General features: G+C 68.0%; 12 protein-coding genes. 3 read left to right on the top strand and 9 right to left on the bottom strand.

Annotation, left to right across the window (positions count from 1 at the left end; translation table 11 throughout):
- Positions 1-9 precede the first annotated feature (9 nt).
- The 5 genes from AC1DZV_RS08470 to lysS all read right to left on the bottom strand — a co-directional run bounded on the left by AC1DZV_RS08470 (position 10) and on the right by lysS (position 7,520).
- Positions 10-2,133, bottom strand: a complete 2,124-nt coding sequence (locus AC1DZV_RS08470; RefSeq protein ID WP_476953453.1) for a S9 family peptidase — start codon at positions 2,131-2,133, stop codon at positions 10-12.
- Positions 2,134-2,385: 252 nt separating this feature from the next.
- A complete protein-coding gene (locus tag AC1DZV_RS08465) occupies positions 2,386-4,878 on the bottom strand; it encodes an ATP-dependent Clp protease ATP-binding subunit (RefSeq protein WP_028276917.1) in 2,493 nt (830 codons plus the stop codon).
- 457 nt (positions 4,879-5,335) lie between these two features.
- The gene (locus AC1DZV_RS08460) at positions 5,336-5,662 is read right to left on the bottom strand and encodes a histone-like nucleoid-structuring protein Lsr2 (RefSeq protein ID WP_028276918.1); all 327 of its coding nucleotides are present in this window, start codon (positions 5,660-5,662) and stop codon (positions 5,336-5,338) included.
- 152 nt (positions 5,663-5,814) lie between these two features.
- Positions 5,815-5,985, bottom strand: a complete 171-nt coding sequence (locus AC1DZV_RS08455) for a hypothetical protein (protein WP_476950670.1) — start codon at positions 5,983-5,985, stop codon at positions 5,815-5,817.
- A gap of 2 nt (positions 5,986-5,987) precedes the next feature.
- Positions 5,988-7,520, bottom strand: a complete 1,533-nt coding sequence (gene lysS, locus AC1DZV_RS08450; protein WP_476950669.1) for a lysine--tRNA ligase — start codon at positions 7,518-7,520, stop codon at positions 5,988-5,990.
- A 100-nt stretch (positions 7,521-7,620) separates the two neighbouring features.
- Here lysS and AC1DZV_RS08445 point away from each other — a divergent pair, with 100 nt between their 5' ends.
- The 3 genes from AC1DZV_RS08445 to AC1DZV_RS08435 all read left to right on the top strand — a co-directional run bounded on the left by AC1DZV_RS08445 (position 7,621) and on the right by AC1DZV_RS08435 (position 10,269).
- Positions 7,621-8,598: an alpha/beta fold hydrolase gene (locus AC1DZV_RS08445; protein ID WP_476950668.1), complete on the top strand. Its 978-nt coding sequence runs from the start codon at positions 7,621-7,623 to the stop codon at positions 8,596-8,598.
- Positions 8,599-8,654: 56 nt separating this feature from the next.
- Positions 8,655-9,281 (top strand): thymidine kinase, encoded by a 627-nt coding sequence (locus AC1DZV_RS08440; protein WP_028276920.1) that lies wholly within the window; start codon positions 8,655-8,657, stop codon positions 9,279-9,281.
- Between the two features lie 154 nt (positions 9,282-9,435).
- Positions 9,436-10,269, top strand: a complete 834-nt coding sequence (locus AC1DZV_RS08435; RefSeq protein WP_028276921.1) for an alpha/beta fold hydrolase — start codon at positions 9,436-9,438, stop codon at positions 10,267-10,269.
- A 118-nt stretch (positions 10,270-10,387) separates the two neighbouring features.
- Here AC1DZV_RS08435 and AC1DZV_RS08430 read toward each other — a convergent pair whose 3' ends face one another.
- The 4 genes from AC1DZV_RS08430 to AC1DZV_RS08415 all read right to left on the bottom strand — a co-directional run bounded on the left by AC1DZV_RS08430 (position 10,388) and on the right by AC1DZV_RS08415 (position 15,496).
- Positions 10,388-11,896, bottom strand: a complete 1,509-nt coding sequence (locus AC1DZV_RS08430) for an MDR family MFS transporter (RefSeq protein WP_476950667.1) — start codon at positions 11,894-11,896, stop codon at positions 10,388-10,390.
- A 184-nt stretch (positions 11,897-12,080) separates the two neighbouring features.
- The gene (gene panC, locus AC1DZV_RS08425) at positions 12,081-12,983 is read right to left on the bottom strand and encodes a pantoate--beta-alanine ligase (RefSeq protein ID WP_476950666.1); all 903 of its coding nucleotides are present in this window, start codon (positions 12,981-12,983) and stop codon (positions 12,081-12,083) included.
- 1 nt (position 12,984) lies between these two features.
- Positions 12,985-13,905, bottom strand: coding sequence for a Rossmann-like and DUF2520 domain-containing protein (locus AC1DZV_RS08420; protein WP_223914698.1), 921 nt, complete (start codon positions 13,903-13,905; stop codon positions 12,985-12,987).
- On the bottom strand, positions 13,898-15,496 hold the full coding sequence (locus AC1DZV_RS08415; RefSeq protein WP_476950665.1) for a PH domain-containing protein: 1,599 nt from the start codon (positions 15,494-15,496) through the stop codon (positions 13,898-13,900). Before AC1DZV_RS08415 ends, AC1DZV_RS08420 begins: the two co-directional genes overlap by 8 nt.
- Positions 15,497-15,500 lie beyond the last annotated feature (4 nt).

Raw genomic sequence — 15,500 nt, 5'->3', positions numbered from 1 at the left:
CCCGGTCCGTCAGAGACCGAGTTCGTCGGGGACGGGAACGTCCTTGTCCAGCAGGTTCCTGGCCAGGAAGTGCTCCACCACGCCGTACCAGACCTTGGCGTGCTGCGGCTGCAGGATCCAGTGGTTCTCGTCCGGGAAATACAGGAACCGGTGGTCCGTTTCGCCGTTCCCGTCCGCCGCCAGCTGCGACTTGGCGAGCAGTTCGTACCAGAGCCGGAGTCCCTCGCCGATCGGCACGCGGTAGTCCTTGTCGCCATGGATGACCAGCATGGGAGTTCGGATGTTCTCCACGTGCAGGTGCGGGGAGTTCTCCAGCGCCATCTCGGCCGTCATCTCCTTGAGCCAGTACTGCGCGGCGTCGGTGGTGGGGCCGAACTGGTCCAGGGCCCAGAGGCTGGCGTGCGTGACGATCGCCTTGAAGCGGTCCGTCTGCCCGGCCACCCAGTTGGCCATGTACCCGCCGAACGAGCCGCCCATGGCGGCCGTGCGCGTCTGGTCGATGTCGGGGCGCTGCACGACGGCGTCGGTGATGGCCATCAGATCGGTGAACGGAGCCTTGCCCCATTCCCCCCAGCCGCGCTGGATGTGGTCCTGGCCGTAGCCGGTGGAGAGGGCGGGGTCCGGGAGCAGCACCGCGTAGCCGCGCGCCACCAGCAGCCACGGGTTCCAGCGCCACGTCCAGGCGTTCCAGGATCCCAGCGGGCCGCCATGGATCCAGAGCAGCAGCGGGGCCGGGGCCGCGGCGGACGCGCCCTCCGGCAGAGCCAGGTACGCGGGCACACGGGCGCCGTCGGCCGCCGTCGTCTCCACGCGCTCCAGCGTGCCCGTGAAGTGCGGGCGTTCCGCGGGCGCGGGCAGGCGGACGACGTCACCGGAGGCGAGGTCGATCCGTACAGGTTCGGCGGGGAATTCGTAGGAGCTGCGCAGGGCGTAGGCGCTGCGTCCGTCCGGTGCGACGACGACGTCGGTGTACGCCGCGGCGTCGGCCGTCAGGCGCAGCACCTGGGCCGCCCCGCCCGGGTCTCCGGCCACACCGATCCGGAATACCGGCGATGCGCCGTCCTCGTCGGCGGTGACCAGCAGGGCCGATCCGTCCGGCAGCCATGCGGCAGGGCGGGCCCAGCGGTCCCAGTCATGGGCGAGCGGCGTCAGGGCGCCGTCCCCGGCCGCCGGGCCGGCGACGTCGAGGAGGTGCAGCAGGACCCGCGGGGCCGCCAGCGGCGTGGTGTCGCTTTCGCTGACCACCACCAGGCTCCGGCCGTCCGGACTGACCGGGCCCGGGAAGTAGCTCTGGCCTTCCGTGTCCAGCAGGACCGTGCGGGTGCCGGTGGCGACGTCGATGGCGACCAGGACGGAACGTGAATCGGCATTGGCGAGGGGCTTGGCGAAGCTGCTGTAAATCGTCGTGCCGTCCGGGCTGAGCACCGATTCGGCGTCCCTGAGCCGCGTGCCGGCGTCGGGCGTCAGGTTGCGCATCTTCAGCGGCGGCGCGGCGTCGATGGTGGCCGGCTTTCCGGCCTCCAACGGGTCTCCGGGTTCGACGGCGAACAGCCGCGGCTGCGCCGGGCCCAGGTCCGCATCCCAGTAGCGGACAGGGTATCCGCTGTGCAGGATGGCCGCGACCTTGTTGTCCTTGCGCGCTTTCCGGCGTTCCTCGTCATTGTCCTCGTCCGTGGAGCCGGCCAGGACCGAGGCCGCGACCACCACGGTGTCGGCGTCCTTGGCGGCGTGGACCCCGCCGATTCCGCCGGCCCGGGACAAGGCCACCCGGGCTTCGCCACCGTCGGACGGCAGGATCCAGAGGGCGTTCACCGGGTCTGCCTCGGGGCTCTCCGGATCGGGACGGGCCGAGGTGAAGTACAGGTCGCCGTTGGCGGCAAACACCGCACCGGCCTCCCCATTGGCGCTGCGCGTGATCCGGCGGGCCTGTTTGGCCCCGCCCGGATCCACCTCCCACAGCGCGGTGCAGTATTCGGTGCCCTTCGCGCCGAGGGTCGCCACGGTGGTCACCAGCCGGGCGCCGTCCGGGCTCAGCGTCAAACCGCTCACTCTGGGGATCGCGAGGTAGTGGTCCAGATCGTGGAAGGGGGTCTCGGGTTGTTCGCTCAGGGTCTCTGAGTCCTTAGCAGCCATGCACCGATTCAACACCGTATGTGGTATCGATCACAAAACGTTCACTAAGAGTGAAACATTGCTTTCAGACACAGCTCCCGAATCATGCGGGACGGGCCCTGGCGCTTCAGCACGGCCACCGTTCGCCGTTCGCCGAAGATGGCCGCTAAGCCAGCTCCCATAGCGGCCATCTCTGGCAAATGGTTCAGTGCGGCGGGCAACGCAAAGGCCCCGCCGCCCCTTTCGGGGCAGCGGGGCCGTTGTTGATGGTGCTTAGACGCTCGGAGCGATCTCCGGGATGCGCGGCTTGGCGTTGCCGGCGAAGGTGAACTTCGCGTCGTCGCCTTCGCCTTCCACGTCCACCACCACGATGTCGCCGGAGTGCAGTTCGCCGAAGAGGATCTTCTCGGAGAGCTGGTCCTCGATCTCGCGCTGGATGGTGCGGCGCAGCGGCCGGGCACCCATGGCGGGGTCGTAGCCGCGGGTCGCCAGGAGCACCTTGGCCGCGGACGTGAGCTCGATGCCCATGTCCTTGTCCTTGAGGCGCTTCTCCAGGCGGGCGACGAACATGTCCACGATCTCGATGATCTCGTCCTGGGTCAGCTGCGGGAAGACCACAACATCGTCAACACGGTTCAGGAACTCGGGGCGGAAGTGCTGCTTGAGCTCTTCCGTGACCCGGGCCCGCATCCGGTTGTAGCCGGTCTGCGTGTCCGTGCCGGACTGGAAGCCGGTGGCAACGCTCTTGGAGATGTCCCGGGTGCCCAGGTTCGTGGTCATGATGATCACGGTGTTCTTGAAGTCCACCACGCGGCCCTGGGAGTCGGTCAGGCGGCCGTCTTCCAGGATCTGCAGGAGCGAGTTGAAGAGATCGGCGTGCGCCTTCTCCACTTCATCGAACAGGACCACGGAGAACGGACGACGGCGGACCTTCTCGGTCAGCTGCCCGCCTTCCTCGTAGCCCACGTAGCCCGGAGGGGCACCGAAGAGCCGCGACACCGTGTGCTTCTCCGAGTACTCGGACATGTCCAGGGTGATCAGGGCGTCTTCCTCGCCGAACAGGAACTCGGCGAGGGCCTTGGCCAGTTCGGTCTTGCCGACGCCGGTGGGGCCGGCGAAAATGAACGAGCCGCCCGGACGCTTGGGGTCCTTGAGGCCTGCACGGGTGCGCCGGATCGCCTGGGACAAGGCCTTGATGGCCTCGTTCTGGCCGACCACGCGCTTGTGGAGCTCGTCTTCCATCTTCAGCAGGCGCGAGGACTCTTCCTCGGTCAGCTTGAAGACCGGGATGCCGGTGGAGTTCGCCAGCACCTCGGCGATGAGGTCTTCATCAACTTCGGAGATGTCGTCCATGCCGCCGGTCTTCCACTGGCGTTCCTTCTCGGCGCGCTCGGCAATGAGCTTCTGCTCCTTGTCGCGCAGCGAAGCGGCGCCTTCGAAGTCCTGCGCGTCGATCGCGGATTCCTTCTCCAGCTTCATGGCGGCGATCTTCTCGTCCATGATCTTGAGCTCCGGCGGGGCAGTCATGCGGCGGATGCGGAGCCGCGCACCGGCCTCGTCGATCAGGTCGATTGCCTTGTCCGGCAGGAAGCGGTCCGAGATGTAGCGCTCGGAAAGGGCCGCCGCCGAGGCGAGGGCGCCGTCGGTGATGGTGACGCGGTGGTGTGCCTCGTACCGGTCGCGGAGGCCCTTGAGGATCTCGATCGCGTGCGCGACGGAGGGTTCCTTGACCTGGATCGGCTGGAAGCGGCGCTCCAGCGCGGCATCCTTCTCGATGTGCTTGCGGTATTCGTCCAGTGTGGTGGCACCGATGGTCTGGAGCTCGCCGCGGGCCAGCATGGGCTTCAGGATCGAGGCCGCATCGATGGCGCCTTCGGCGGCACCGGCGCCCACCAGGGTGTGGATCTCATCGATGAACAGGATGATGTCGCCGCGCGTGCGGATCTCCTTGAGGACCTTCTTCAGGCGCTCTTCGAAGTCGCCGCGGTAGCGGGAGCCGGCCACGAGGGACCCGAGGTCCAGCGTGTACAGCTGCTTGTCCTTGATGGTCTCCGGGACGTCCCCGCGGACGATCGCCTGGGCCAGGCCCTCGACGACGGCGGTCTTGCCGACGCCGGGCTCACCAATCAGCACAGGGTTGTTCTTGGTGCGGCGGGAAAGGACCTGCATGACGCGTTCCATTTCCTGCTCGCGGCCGATCACAGGGTCCAGTTTGTTCTCGCGCGCCGCCTGGGTCAGGTTGCGGCCGAACTGGTCCAGGACAACGGACCCGGCCGGGGTCCCCTCAGCCTGCCCGGGGCCTACACCGGCGCCCGTGGCTTCCTTGCCCTGGTAACCCGAGAGCAGCTGGATAACCTGCGAGCGGACCCGGTTCAGGTCTGCGCCGAGCTTGACGAGCACCTGGGCGGCAACGCCTTCGCCCTCCCGGATAAGGCCGAGGAGGATGTGCTCGGTACCAATGTAGTTATGGCCCAGCTGCAGCGCCTCGCGCAGCGAGAGCTCCAGGACCTTCTTGGCGCGGGGGGTAAAGGGGATGTGGCCGGAGGGCGCCTGCTGGCCCTGGCCGATGATCTCCTGGACCTGCTCGCGGACACCGTCGAGCGAAATGCTCAAGGATTCAAGGGCTTTGGCGGCAACACCTTCACCCTCATGGATCAGACCCAAGAGGATGTGTTCGGTACCAATGTAATTGTGGTTCAGCATGCGTGCCTCTTCTTGGGCAAGCACAACTACGCGACGGGCACGGTCCGTAAATCGCTCAAACATTTCGCCACACTCCTAGCTACGACGTACTTTGATGCTACGTGGCCGGGTTCCAGATTTGGGGCTTGTTCGCCACAGGGGAAACCGGAGGGTTGCGCAACCGCGCCCGGACGGGTCCCCGGCCAGGGGCAAGAACCGCCCCGAACCCCTCCGGACCGGCGCATCCGGCCCTTCCGGAAGGGCGCATCCTGCCGAGCCGGACGGCCTCAACCGGCTGCTAAGCGGGCCGTTCCGGCCGGGCGGCGGAGCCTGTTCATCGCCGGACGGGCGGGCCGCCCTGCCGGACGGGCGCTCCGCTCTGCCGGACGGGCGCTCCGCTGCGGGCATGGCAATGCCCCCGTCAGATAACGGGGGCATTGGCATTTGACAGACGCTCGATTACGACGGCATGAAACGTGATTGCGGCTTGATACTGCGCCCTCATGACGGGCCCGGCACTGCACCCTGACGCGGGTCCCTGCTAGGAATTAGCCTTTTGGTAGGCTTCCTGAATTTCAGCCTGGATGCGTCCGCGGCTGTTTACCGCATAGCCGTTGTCCCGTGCCCACTGGCGGATCTGGGCAGAGTCCTGATTCCGTCCGCTGGAAATTTTCGTGCGCGTGGCGCGTCCGCTTGACGTTTTGCGCGCGTGCGTCACAAATCGGTCCACCGCGGAGCGCAGTTCTGATGCATTGCTTGACGACAGGTCTATTTCGTAACTGACGCCGTCAAGGCCAAACCGGACAGTTTCGTCCGCGGATCCCCCATCCAGATCATCAACGAGGATGATTTTTACTTTCTGTGCCATAAAGGACTCTCTTTCCAAAGATCGAGCGTTTAGAAAAGCAGGATGTATCTGGAATAAGTATCCTCCGCGTTACAGCAGGGAGTCAAAGCGCAAAACTCTGCCCAAAGGAAAACCGAAGGCGGCAATAGGGAACTATTACTTCTTTCGGGTAATTAGCTTCCCAGGGTCCCGGAATCCGGTCCTTTGGCCCTAGTTTCGGCTTCGGCATGGGCGCGGGCTTCTGCCTGCCGCTCTGATTTGTCGGCATTGAATATGGATTTCATGGCAAACCAGAAAAGCAGGCCCACCACGATGGGGGGCAGCAATACGGCAATATAGTCCATGCTCAGTGTCCTTCGGGCTTCAACAGGGGGAAGAGGATCGTTTCGCGGATGCCGGCTCCGGTGAACAGCATCACGAGCCGGTCGATGCCCAGGCCGATCCCGCCCATCGGCGGCGCACCGTACTCGAGCGCACGGAGGAAGTCTTCGTCCAGCTGCATTGCCTCCACGTCACCCGCGGCGGAACGGCGGGACTGTTCGGTGAGGCGTTCGCGCTGGATGACCGGGTCGATCAGTTCGGAGAACGCCGTGCCCCGCTCCATGCCGCCGATGATGAGGTCCCAGGCCTCGATCAGGCGGCCGTCTTCGCGGTGCTGGCGGGCCAGCGGCTGCGCGGACGGCGGATAGTCGTAGACGAACGTGGGGTTGAGCAACGTCGGCTCCACCAGTTCGCCGAAGAGTTCGACGACGAGCTTCTCGGCTTCCCAGGCGGCGTCGACCTTAACCTCGTGCTTGGCAGCCAGCTCCAGCAGCTCGGTAACCGGGGTATCGGGGGTTACTTCCTGGCCCACGAAGTCGGACAGCCCGGGGTAGACCGCCAGCCAGGTCCATTCGCCGTCGAGCTTGATCTCCCCGGCTTCGGTCTGCAGCACGCGGCCCACACCGGCGGCGTCGGCGGCGTCCAGGATGATCTCCTTGATCCGGTCCGCCATGACGAACTGGTCCGCCCACGCCTCGTAGGACTCCAGGGTGGTGAACTCGGGGCTGTGCGTGGAGTCCACGCCCTCGTTGCGGAAGACCCGGCCCATGTCGTAGACGCGGTCGATCCCGCCGACCACCGTGCGCTTGAGGTAGAGCTCGGTAGCGATGCGCAACGTCATCTTCTGGTCGAAGGCGTTCATGTGCGTCTCGAAGGGACGGGCCGTGGCGCCGCCGTGAACCAGCTGCAGCATGGGGGTTTCAACCTCAACGTAGCCCTGGCGGTGCAGGGTTTCGCGGATGGAGCGGGTGATCGCGGCGCGGGTGTACACCATCTCGCGGGCTTCGTCGCGGACAATGAGGTCCACGTAGCGCTGGCGGACACGCGTTTCTTCGTTCAGCCCGGCGTGCAGCACGGGCAGCGGGCGCAGCGCCTTCGAGGCCATGGTCCAGGAATCCGCCATGACGGAGAGTTCGCCGCGGCGTGAGGAAATGACCTCGCCCTTGATGAAGACGTGATCGCCGAGGTCCACGAGGGACTTCCACTCCGCGAGTGCCTCCTCACCGATGTTGGCCAGGCTCAGCATGACCTGCAGCCGCACGGCTTTGCCGTCCAGGCCGCCCTCCTGGAGGGTGGCGAAGCAGAGTTTGCCCGTGTTGCGGATGAAGACGATGCGGCCGGTCACGCCAACGGCGTCGCCGGTGGTTTCATCGGCCTGCAGGTAGGCGTATTTCTCCCGGATTTCCGTGAGCGAGTGCGTGCGTTCGACACCCACCGGATATGCCTCGACGCCGCGTTCGATCAGCTTGGCGCGCTTCTCCATGCGGATGCGGGTCTGTTCGCTGGCATCATGCGGCTCGGCGGCGGTGTTCGGGGTGGGGGTGTTTTGGGAAGTCACAATCCCCAAGTTTACCGTCGATTTGCGTCCGGGAAGGTCCCGGCCCGGTTCTGCCCGGGCGGCAGCCAGGCGGACGGGGTGCGGGAATAGACTCGAAGTTGTGGAGACATGGACAGTGAGGACCGACGACGGCAAGGGACACCTTGAGCTGCACACCATCCGCCCGGCGGGGCACGCACCGGGCAGAACAGCCGCGTCCGACGCCGCCGTGGCGTCCCGCGGCGAAGGATCCGGCGTCGTCGTCGTGCACGGGACCCTGATCACCGATGCGCTCTACCGGTCCTTTGCCCGAAAACTTTGCCGGCTGCTGGACCAGCCGGTGCACTGCTACAACCGCCGCGGACGCGCCGGCTCCTCGCACCAGCCGGCCGACTATTCCGCCGCCACCGAGGTGGCCGACCTGGCAACGGTGCTCCGCGAGACCGGCGCCAGCGACGTCGTGGCCCACAGCTATGGCGGGTTCGTGGCCCTCGAGGCCGCCCGGCGCATGCCGATCCGCAGGATGGTGACTTACGACGCCGCCGTGAGCCTCTCCGGGAACCTCACCCAGCGCTGGCGGCCCGAACTGGAAAGGTCCGTGGCTGCCGGCGAACTCGACCACGCCTGGGCGCATTTGGTGCAAGGCCTGGAGACGGCCGGCCCGGTGTCCATGCTGCCCCTGGGCGCACTGCGCATGCTCAGCATCCTCTCGGCCCGGACCAGGCTCGGCGCCGAAATGCGGCAACTGCTGCCCACGGCCGTCGCCGAGATGCGCGCCGTACTGGATGCCGACGCCGAACTCGAGGATTTTGCCGCCATCACCACCCCCACCCTCATGCTCAGCGGCGGCTGGAGCCCCGGCTACTTCGCCGACACGAGCCACCAGCTTGCCGACGCCGTCCCCGCGGTCAGCTTCGCCGTGGTCCCCGGGCAGCTCCACGAAGGCCCCATCCGGCCGGGAAGCCGGCTGGCCCTCCGCACGGCCCGGTTCCTCCACGGCGGACCCGGGGCTGCGACCCCGCCGCCCGTCAGCCTGGCCGGCAGCCTTGCAGCCGCGGGCGTGCCGGCCCGGTGGCGGCGCAGTGGGCCCGGCCGCTGAGTGCTGCGACGCGACCGACCGCTAGAATCGGGGGCGACCCTTTCGAAAGGACCCCCTTGGCCAAGCTCTACTTCCGCTACGGCGCCATGAACTCCGGCAAATCTACGGGGCTTCTGCAGGCGGCCTTCAACTATGAGGAACGCGGCCAGCGGGTCCTGCTGGCCAAGCCGGACGTGGACACCAAGGGCGACTCCGACGTCGTGTCCCGCCTGGGCATGACCCGTTCGGTGGACTTCTTGATCCCCGCCGGCGCGTCGGCCCGCGACCTGTTCACCGCCCAGGCCCACGGCGACGATCCCGACGCCCTCCTGCAGCACGTGGACACCCCGCCGGTGGCCTGCCTGCTGGTGGACGAGGCCCAGTTCCTGGAACCGGAGCAGGTGGACGACCTCTTCCGCATCGCGGTCCTGGACAACGTCCCCGTCCTCGCCTACGGCATCCGCACCGACTTCCGGACCCGCGCGTTCCCAGGTTCCCTGCGCCTGCTGGAGATCGCGCACACCCTCGAAGAGCTCAAGACCATCTGCCGCTGCGGACGGAAGGCCATCTTCAACACGCGCCGGATCGGGGACCACGTGGTGTTCGACGGGAACCAGGTTGCGATCGATGGCCAGGACGTCTGGTACGAGTCACTCTGCGGCGCCTGCTACCTCGAGGTGTCCGGCGGCCGGCTGGGCAACTAGCGACGGCGCGATCGTGCGGCGCCGCTGCGACGGGACCACAACTGAACTGCGGTCATAGTGGATTGCGGTCATAGTGGGCTGCGCCCTACTGGACTGGCGCCATAGTGCACCGCGGCTTACTGCACTGGGGCGTGGCCTCGGCTAGGCTCGGAGCATGACCCGCGAGAACATCAGAACCCCCAACGGCGGAACGATCGAGCTTTTGAGCACGGGCGCCGAGCTCGCCTCGGCGGGTTCGGGCATCGTTGTCGTGCCGGCCTCGATGGTGACGGCCGCCGACTACACCCGTTTCGCGCAGAAGCTCAGCGCGTCACTTGGACGGCCGGTGCACACCTTCAACCGTCGCGGCCGCGGCTCGTCCTCCCCGCAGCCTGAGGATTACACCCTCGACGTGGACATCCACGACCTCGACGCCGTCATGAAGCACACCGCCAGCACGGACGTCTTCGGCCATAGCTTCGGCGGGGCAGTGGCCCTGCACGCGGCCCGCACCCTGCCGGTGGAACGGCTGGCCGTGTATGACCCCGCCGTGTCCGTCAACCACAGCGTCACGGCGGACTGGACGCCCGAATACGAGCGGGCGACCGCAGCCGGCGACGACGACCGCGCCCTCGCCGTCCTGCTCAAGGGCCTGGAGACCGGCAGCGCCCTGTCCCGGATGCCGCTGTCCATGCTGACGCTGGCGAACAAGCTTTCGGCGGGCACCCCGATCGGCAAGCAGCTGCGCGACCTCATGCAGACCGGCGTCCGCGAGATCAAGGCGATCATCGCCGCGGACATGCCGGCCGAACCCTTCCTGGAACTGCCGCTGGAAACGCTGATCATCGTGGGCGAGAAGAGTCCGGCCTATTTCGGGGTGGCCTGCGCCCAGATCCACGATGTCCTCTCCGGCTCCAGCTATACGATCCTGCCGGGCATGGGCCACGACGGTGTCAACAAGGCGCCGGACAAGCTGATCGCCGAGCTGAGCGCGTTTTACGCAGGCTAACCCGCACCACGCAACGCCCTAAACGCAACGCCCTATCAAGCAACGCTGGGTCACTTGGCGCCCATTCCGGAGGTCCGGACCGGCGCTAAGTCACCCCGCGTTGTTTTTTTAATTGCAGCTAGTGGGCGGCCGGGTGTCCCGCACCTTCGGTTTTGCGCATCATGGTGGACAGTACGACGGCGGCGACGGCTATGACGGCCGCCGTCAGGAATGCGGCATGCATGCCGGCGACCATGCCCGAGGCAACGGCCACGAAGGCGTAGATCGAGACCAGGAGCGCCGTGCCGGCGGCGCCGGCCACCTGCTGCAGCGTGCTCATGATGGCCGAGCCGTGGGAGTACAGGTGCGGCGGCAGCGGGTTCAGCCCGGTCGTGAAGGCGGGGGTGAACAGCAGCGCCAGGCCCAGGCTGAGTGCCACGTGCAGGGCGATGATCCACCCCAGCGGCGACGTTGCGTCCAGCATGGAGAACTGCCAGAGGGACAGCACCATCATGATCGAGCCTGTCACTGTCAGCGGCAAGGGCCCGACCCTGTCGAATACGCGGCCGATGAAGGGCCCCAGCAGGCCCATGGCGAGGCCGCCGGGCAGCAGGACCAGGCCGGTCTCGAGGGAGGTCAGGCCGCGGATTTCCTGCAGGTACAACGGCAGCAGGATCACCGCGCCGAACAGCGCGATCATGGCCACGACCAGCAGCAGCACGGAAACGGTGAACATCCGGAACGTGAAGGCGCGCAAGTCCAGCAGGGGGCCGCCGGTCTTCTGGAGCTTCAACTGGCGCAGGACGAAAGCTGCCATGGCCAGCACACCAACGGCCAGTGCCACCACGGCGGGGGTGCGGGAGCCCGCCTGGCCGCCGCCGATCTGGCTCAGGCCGTACACCAGGCCGCCGAAGGCGGGGACCGTGAGCACCACGGAGAGGGCATCGAGCCGGGTTTTCTCGGTCTCACCGATGTTGGTCAGATACCTGGCCCCGATGGCGAGCGCGGCGAGGGCGATCGGCAGCACGAAGACGAACATGAACCGCCAGGAAAAATGCTGGAGGATCAGGCCGGAAACTGTCGGGCCCAGTGCCGGCGCAACCGAAATGGCGATGCTGACGTTGCCCATGACTGCGCCGCGGCGCTCCAGCGGCACGAGAGTGAGGATGGTGGTCATCAGGAGCGGGAGCATGATGGCGGTGCCGCCGGCCTGGACGATGCGGGCCAGCAGCAGGACTTCGAAGCCCGGCGCGAGGGCGGCCAGCAGGGTGCCGCCGGAAAAGAGTCCCATGGCCAGCATGAACACGGCACGGGTGGTCAGCCGCTGCAGGATGAACCCGGTGGTGGGGATCACGACGGCCATGGTGAGCATGAAACCCGTGGATAGCCACTGCACGGTAGGCGCATCGATGTTCAGATCCACCATCAGCCGCTGCAGGGCCACGTTCATGATGGTCTCGTTGAGGATCACGACGAAGGTGGCCACCAGCAGCGTGGCGATGATGGCCACGGACTCCCGGGGCATCTTTGCCGGCGCGGTGGGCGCGGTGGATGCCGCGGGCGCGGCCGGCGTGGCCGATCCGGGGATGGCGGGGGCAGCGCCCGGTGCGGGATCGCCAGAGGCGTTGGAAGAGACGTCTGTTGACATGGGAATTCCCTCAGGGAGTTTGGTGTGGGTCCGGCGAGCGTCGGCGCTGCTGCAGGTTCCAACAGTCTAGGGCCCGGGGGCATTCCCGTCACCGCGAAAACAACGCGGGTTCGGATAAGCCGATGACGGGCGGCGGCATGGGCCGTATCTGACCCCGCGTTGCTTATTGGTGGTGGGGTTGGGGCTAGGAGTTCAGGGGCGCGTTGTCGATGAGGCGGACGGGGCCGACCTTGGCAGCGATGATCGCCAGCCCCTCGCCGCGGAACGGGGTGTCCCGGCAGTTCTCCGCCAGGGGCTCGAGAGTGCGCGGATCCACCACCTCGAAATAGTCCAGCTCCACGAGCGGCTGGGACCGGACGAGGGCCTGCGCGGAATCGATGTCCAGCGGCTCATGGGCGTTGGCGCGCTCCTCGATGAGCCGCAGCGCGCGGGCGAGCACCAGGGCCGCCTCGCGCTGGTCTTCGGAGAGGAAGCGGTTGCGGCTGGACAGCGCCAAGCCGTCGGCCGAGCGCACAATGGGCACCGGCACGATCTCCACGGGAAAATTCAGGTCAGCCACCATGCGCTGGACCAGGGCCAGCTGCTGCGCGTCCTTCTGGCCGAAATAGGCGCGGTACGCGGGCTGGCCGCCCCCGGGCAGGCCGGCCCCAGGAATGCCGTAGTGGAGCAGTTTCGCGACGACGGTCAGCGCGCCGTCGAAGTGCCCCGGCCGGGACGCGCCTTCCCATTTTTCGCCCAGGGGTCCCGCCGTGATCCGCACAAGGGGTGCCCCGCCGGGGTAGACCTCCTCAACACCCGGCGCGAACGCCAGGTCCACCCCTTCGGCGTCGAGCAGCGCGAGGTCGGCGTCGAGCGTCCGGGGGTAGCGTTCGAGGTCCGCGGCCTCGCCAAACTGCAGCGGGTTGACGAAGATGGTGGCCGCCACGACGTCGTTCTGGGCGACGGCCGTCCGGGCCAGCTGGGCATGTCCCTCGTGCAGGGCGCCCATGGTGGGCACGAGACCCTGGGACGTGCCGCCTTTCTGTGCCAGCAGCCGGGCGCTTGCGGCGCGGAGCTGGGCAGCAGTGGTGACGAGTTGGATTGCCATGTCAGGGTCCTTCCGGGGCGGGCGTCCCGTTCTGGCCGGGGCCGCCGAGCGCCTGTTCGATGCCGTCGAGTTGTTCCGGCTTCAGGAGCCCGCGGCTTCCTGCCCGGCGGGCTGTCGCCCGGGCCATGGCCAGGTACGCCTCAAGAATATCGCCGGCCGCGCCGCCGTCGTACTCGCGGAGGGCGCCGGCGTGCGCGGCCACCGTGCCGGTGTCGCCGCGGGCCACGGGCCCGGTCAGGGCCGTTTCACCGGAGGCGAGGGCGTTCTCGAGGGTGGCGCGCAGCAGCGGGCCCAGCATCCGGTCCGGGGCGTCGACGCCGACGTCGCGGAGCAGCTGCGAGGCCTGCGCCACGAGCGTGACCAGGTGGTTGGATCCGTGCGCGAGGGCAGCGTGGTAGAGGACGCGGTCGGCCTCGGCGATCGCGACGGGCTCGGCGCCCATTTCGACGACGAGTGCCTGGGCGATCGGCAGCATCGCGGCGTCGGCCGTGACGCCAAAGGTGCAGTCCAGGAGCCTGGTGAGGTCCAGGCTCATGCCCGTGAACGTCATGGCCGGGTGCAGCGCGAGCGGCACGGCACCGGCGGCGCGGACCGGATGCAGGATCCCGACGCCGAAGCGCCCGGAGGTGTGTGCCACGAGCTGGCCGGGCTGCCAGGCGCCGAGCTTGGCCAGTCCGTTCACCAGCGGGCCCAGGGCATCGTCCGGGACGGCGAGCAGGACCAGTTCGGCCCGCTCCACGATGTCCTGCACGTCCAGGATCGGGACGCCGGGCAGGAGCGTTTCGACGCGTTCTTTGCTGGCGTCCGAAACGGCGGACGCCCCGATGACGGCGTGCTCGGCTCCGCGCAGCGCCGCCCCCAGGACGGCGCCGACCTTCCCTGCGCCAATGATTCCGACGCCGAGGCGTCCTGGTTTAGCCATGATGCGGGCCTTCCTGGGGGTCTTCGACGGGTGGTGCGGCCGGCTGGGCCGCCGGCTCCAGCCAGTGTTCGCTCTTCTGGTGCTTGCGCGCGGCGCGGGCACGGGCGGACTGGGCATCGAACAGGGCCCGGGCCTCGTCGAGCCCGGCCTGGATGAGCCGCGGGGCCACCGGACCGGCCGTGGTGTGCAGGACCAGGTCCGCCACCCGGAACCGCCGGGCGAGCGGGCCCTGCTGGAGCGCCATGGACTGGGTGCGCTGGTGCGGCACCACCACGAAGTTCCGCCACCAGCGGCCCGACCTCAGGAGCAGGGCGGTCTCCGTTGCCGCGAAGCCGTTGCGCCGCCAGCCCAGCGGCGCCAGGAACCGGGCCCGGCGCGGGCTGGTGACGAAGCCGCCGTCGGCGTCCTTCCCTGCTGCGCTGCCCGGGATCCCGGCAGGGTCCGCGAGGCCGGTGATCCCCGCGGTGAACAGCCCCACCGGGTCCGGGGTCCCAGGATCCGGGAGCACCAGGGAGAGGATATCCATGACGTCGCCGAGGTATCCCACCGGAAGCAGCGTGGTTCGGGCCGATCCTTCGCCGGCGCTGCCGGCCAGGCCGTAGCCGGCCACGTTGACCTGGATCCGGTACCAGCCGAACATCCGCCACAGCGGCGGCTGGCTGACCTTCAGCGCCTGGATCCGGCCCGGCGGAACGGTCTGCGCCTGCGTGTCCAGCAGGCCGTACCGCAGCCGGATGCCGTCCGGGGAAATGGCGGCCGTGAAGTTGTAGCCCTTGTTGAACGAGGACCAGTAGGAGGCGATGAGTCCGATCGCGGCAGGGATCAGGAAGACCGTGAAGTTCCGGTTCTCCGTGACGGCGGAGAGCATCACCGAGGCAATGCCGCCAGCCAGGATCACGACACTTTGTTCGCTCAGAAGCAGCGAGCCCACCAGGCGCGGCGGCGGCACGGTGAGCACGGCCTGTTCCGGGGCTTCCACGGCGGCGGCCTCCAGCTCTCCGGACTCCGGGTCTCCCGGTTCCCGCACCGGCGTTCCGCCCGCGGCACCGGAGGCGCGGGCCAGGATTGTCGCGCGGAGCTGCCGGGCCTCGTCCGCGCGCAGGTACGCCAGGCGCACCGCGGACTGGCCGGCGTCGGCGACTTCGAACCGCAATTCAGCCAGTCCGAAGATCCGTGCTAGTAGAGGTTGCACGACGTCGATCGCCTGCACCCGGTCCAGCCTGGCCTGCCGCTGCTGCTTGAACAGGAAACCGGTGTTGACGCGCACGTAGCCGCCGGCCACCTGGTAGCGGGTGAAGTACCAGCTCAGGACGTAGCCGAGAACGGTCAGCAGAATCAGGGCGCCGCCGCCGAGCAGCAGCCAGGGCGCCCGTCCGGCCAGCCGCTCGTCAAAGAGCGGGCCGCCCTGCAGGAACCGTTCGAAACTGTCGCGCCCAAAAAAGAACAGCAGCGCAGCCAGCGCCACCCAGCCGCGGACAAAGGGTGAGGCGGGGTGCACGCGCAGCCAGCCGGCGTCGGCGGTTCCTTCGATTCCGGAGCCGACGGCGGTTGCGTCGGCGGCGCGTCCGGCATCCTCCGGTGTCAGCGCCATCCCG

This window comes from Arthrobacter sp. P1_D12, assembly GCF_056406175.1.
This window is presented reverse-complemented; position numbering and strand designations above follow the sequence as displayed.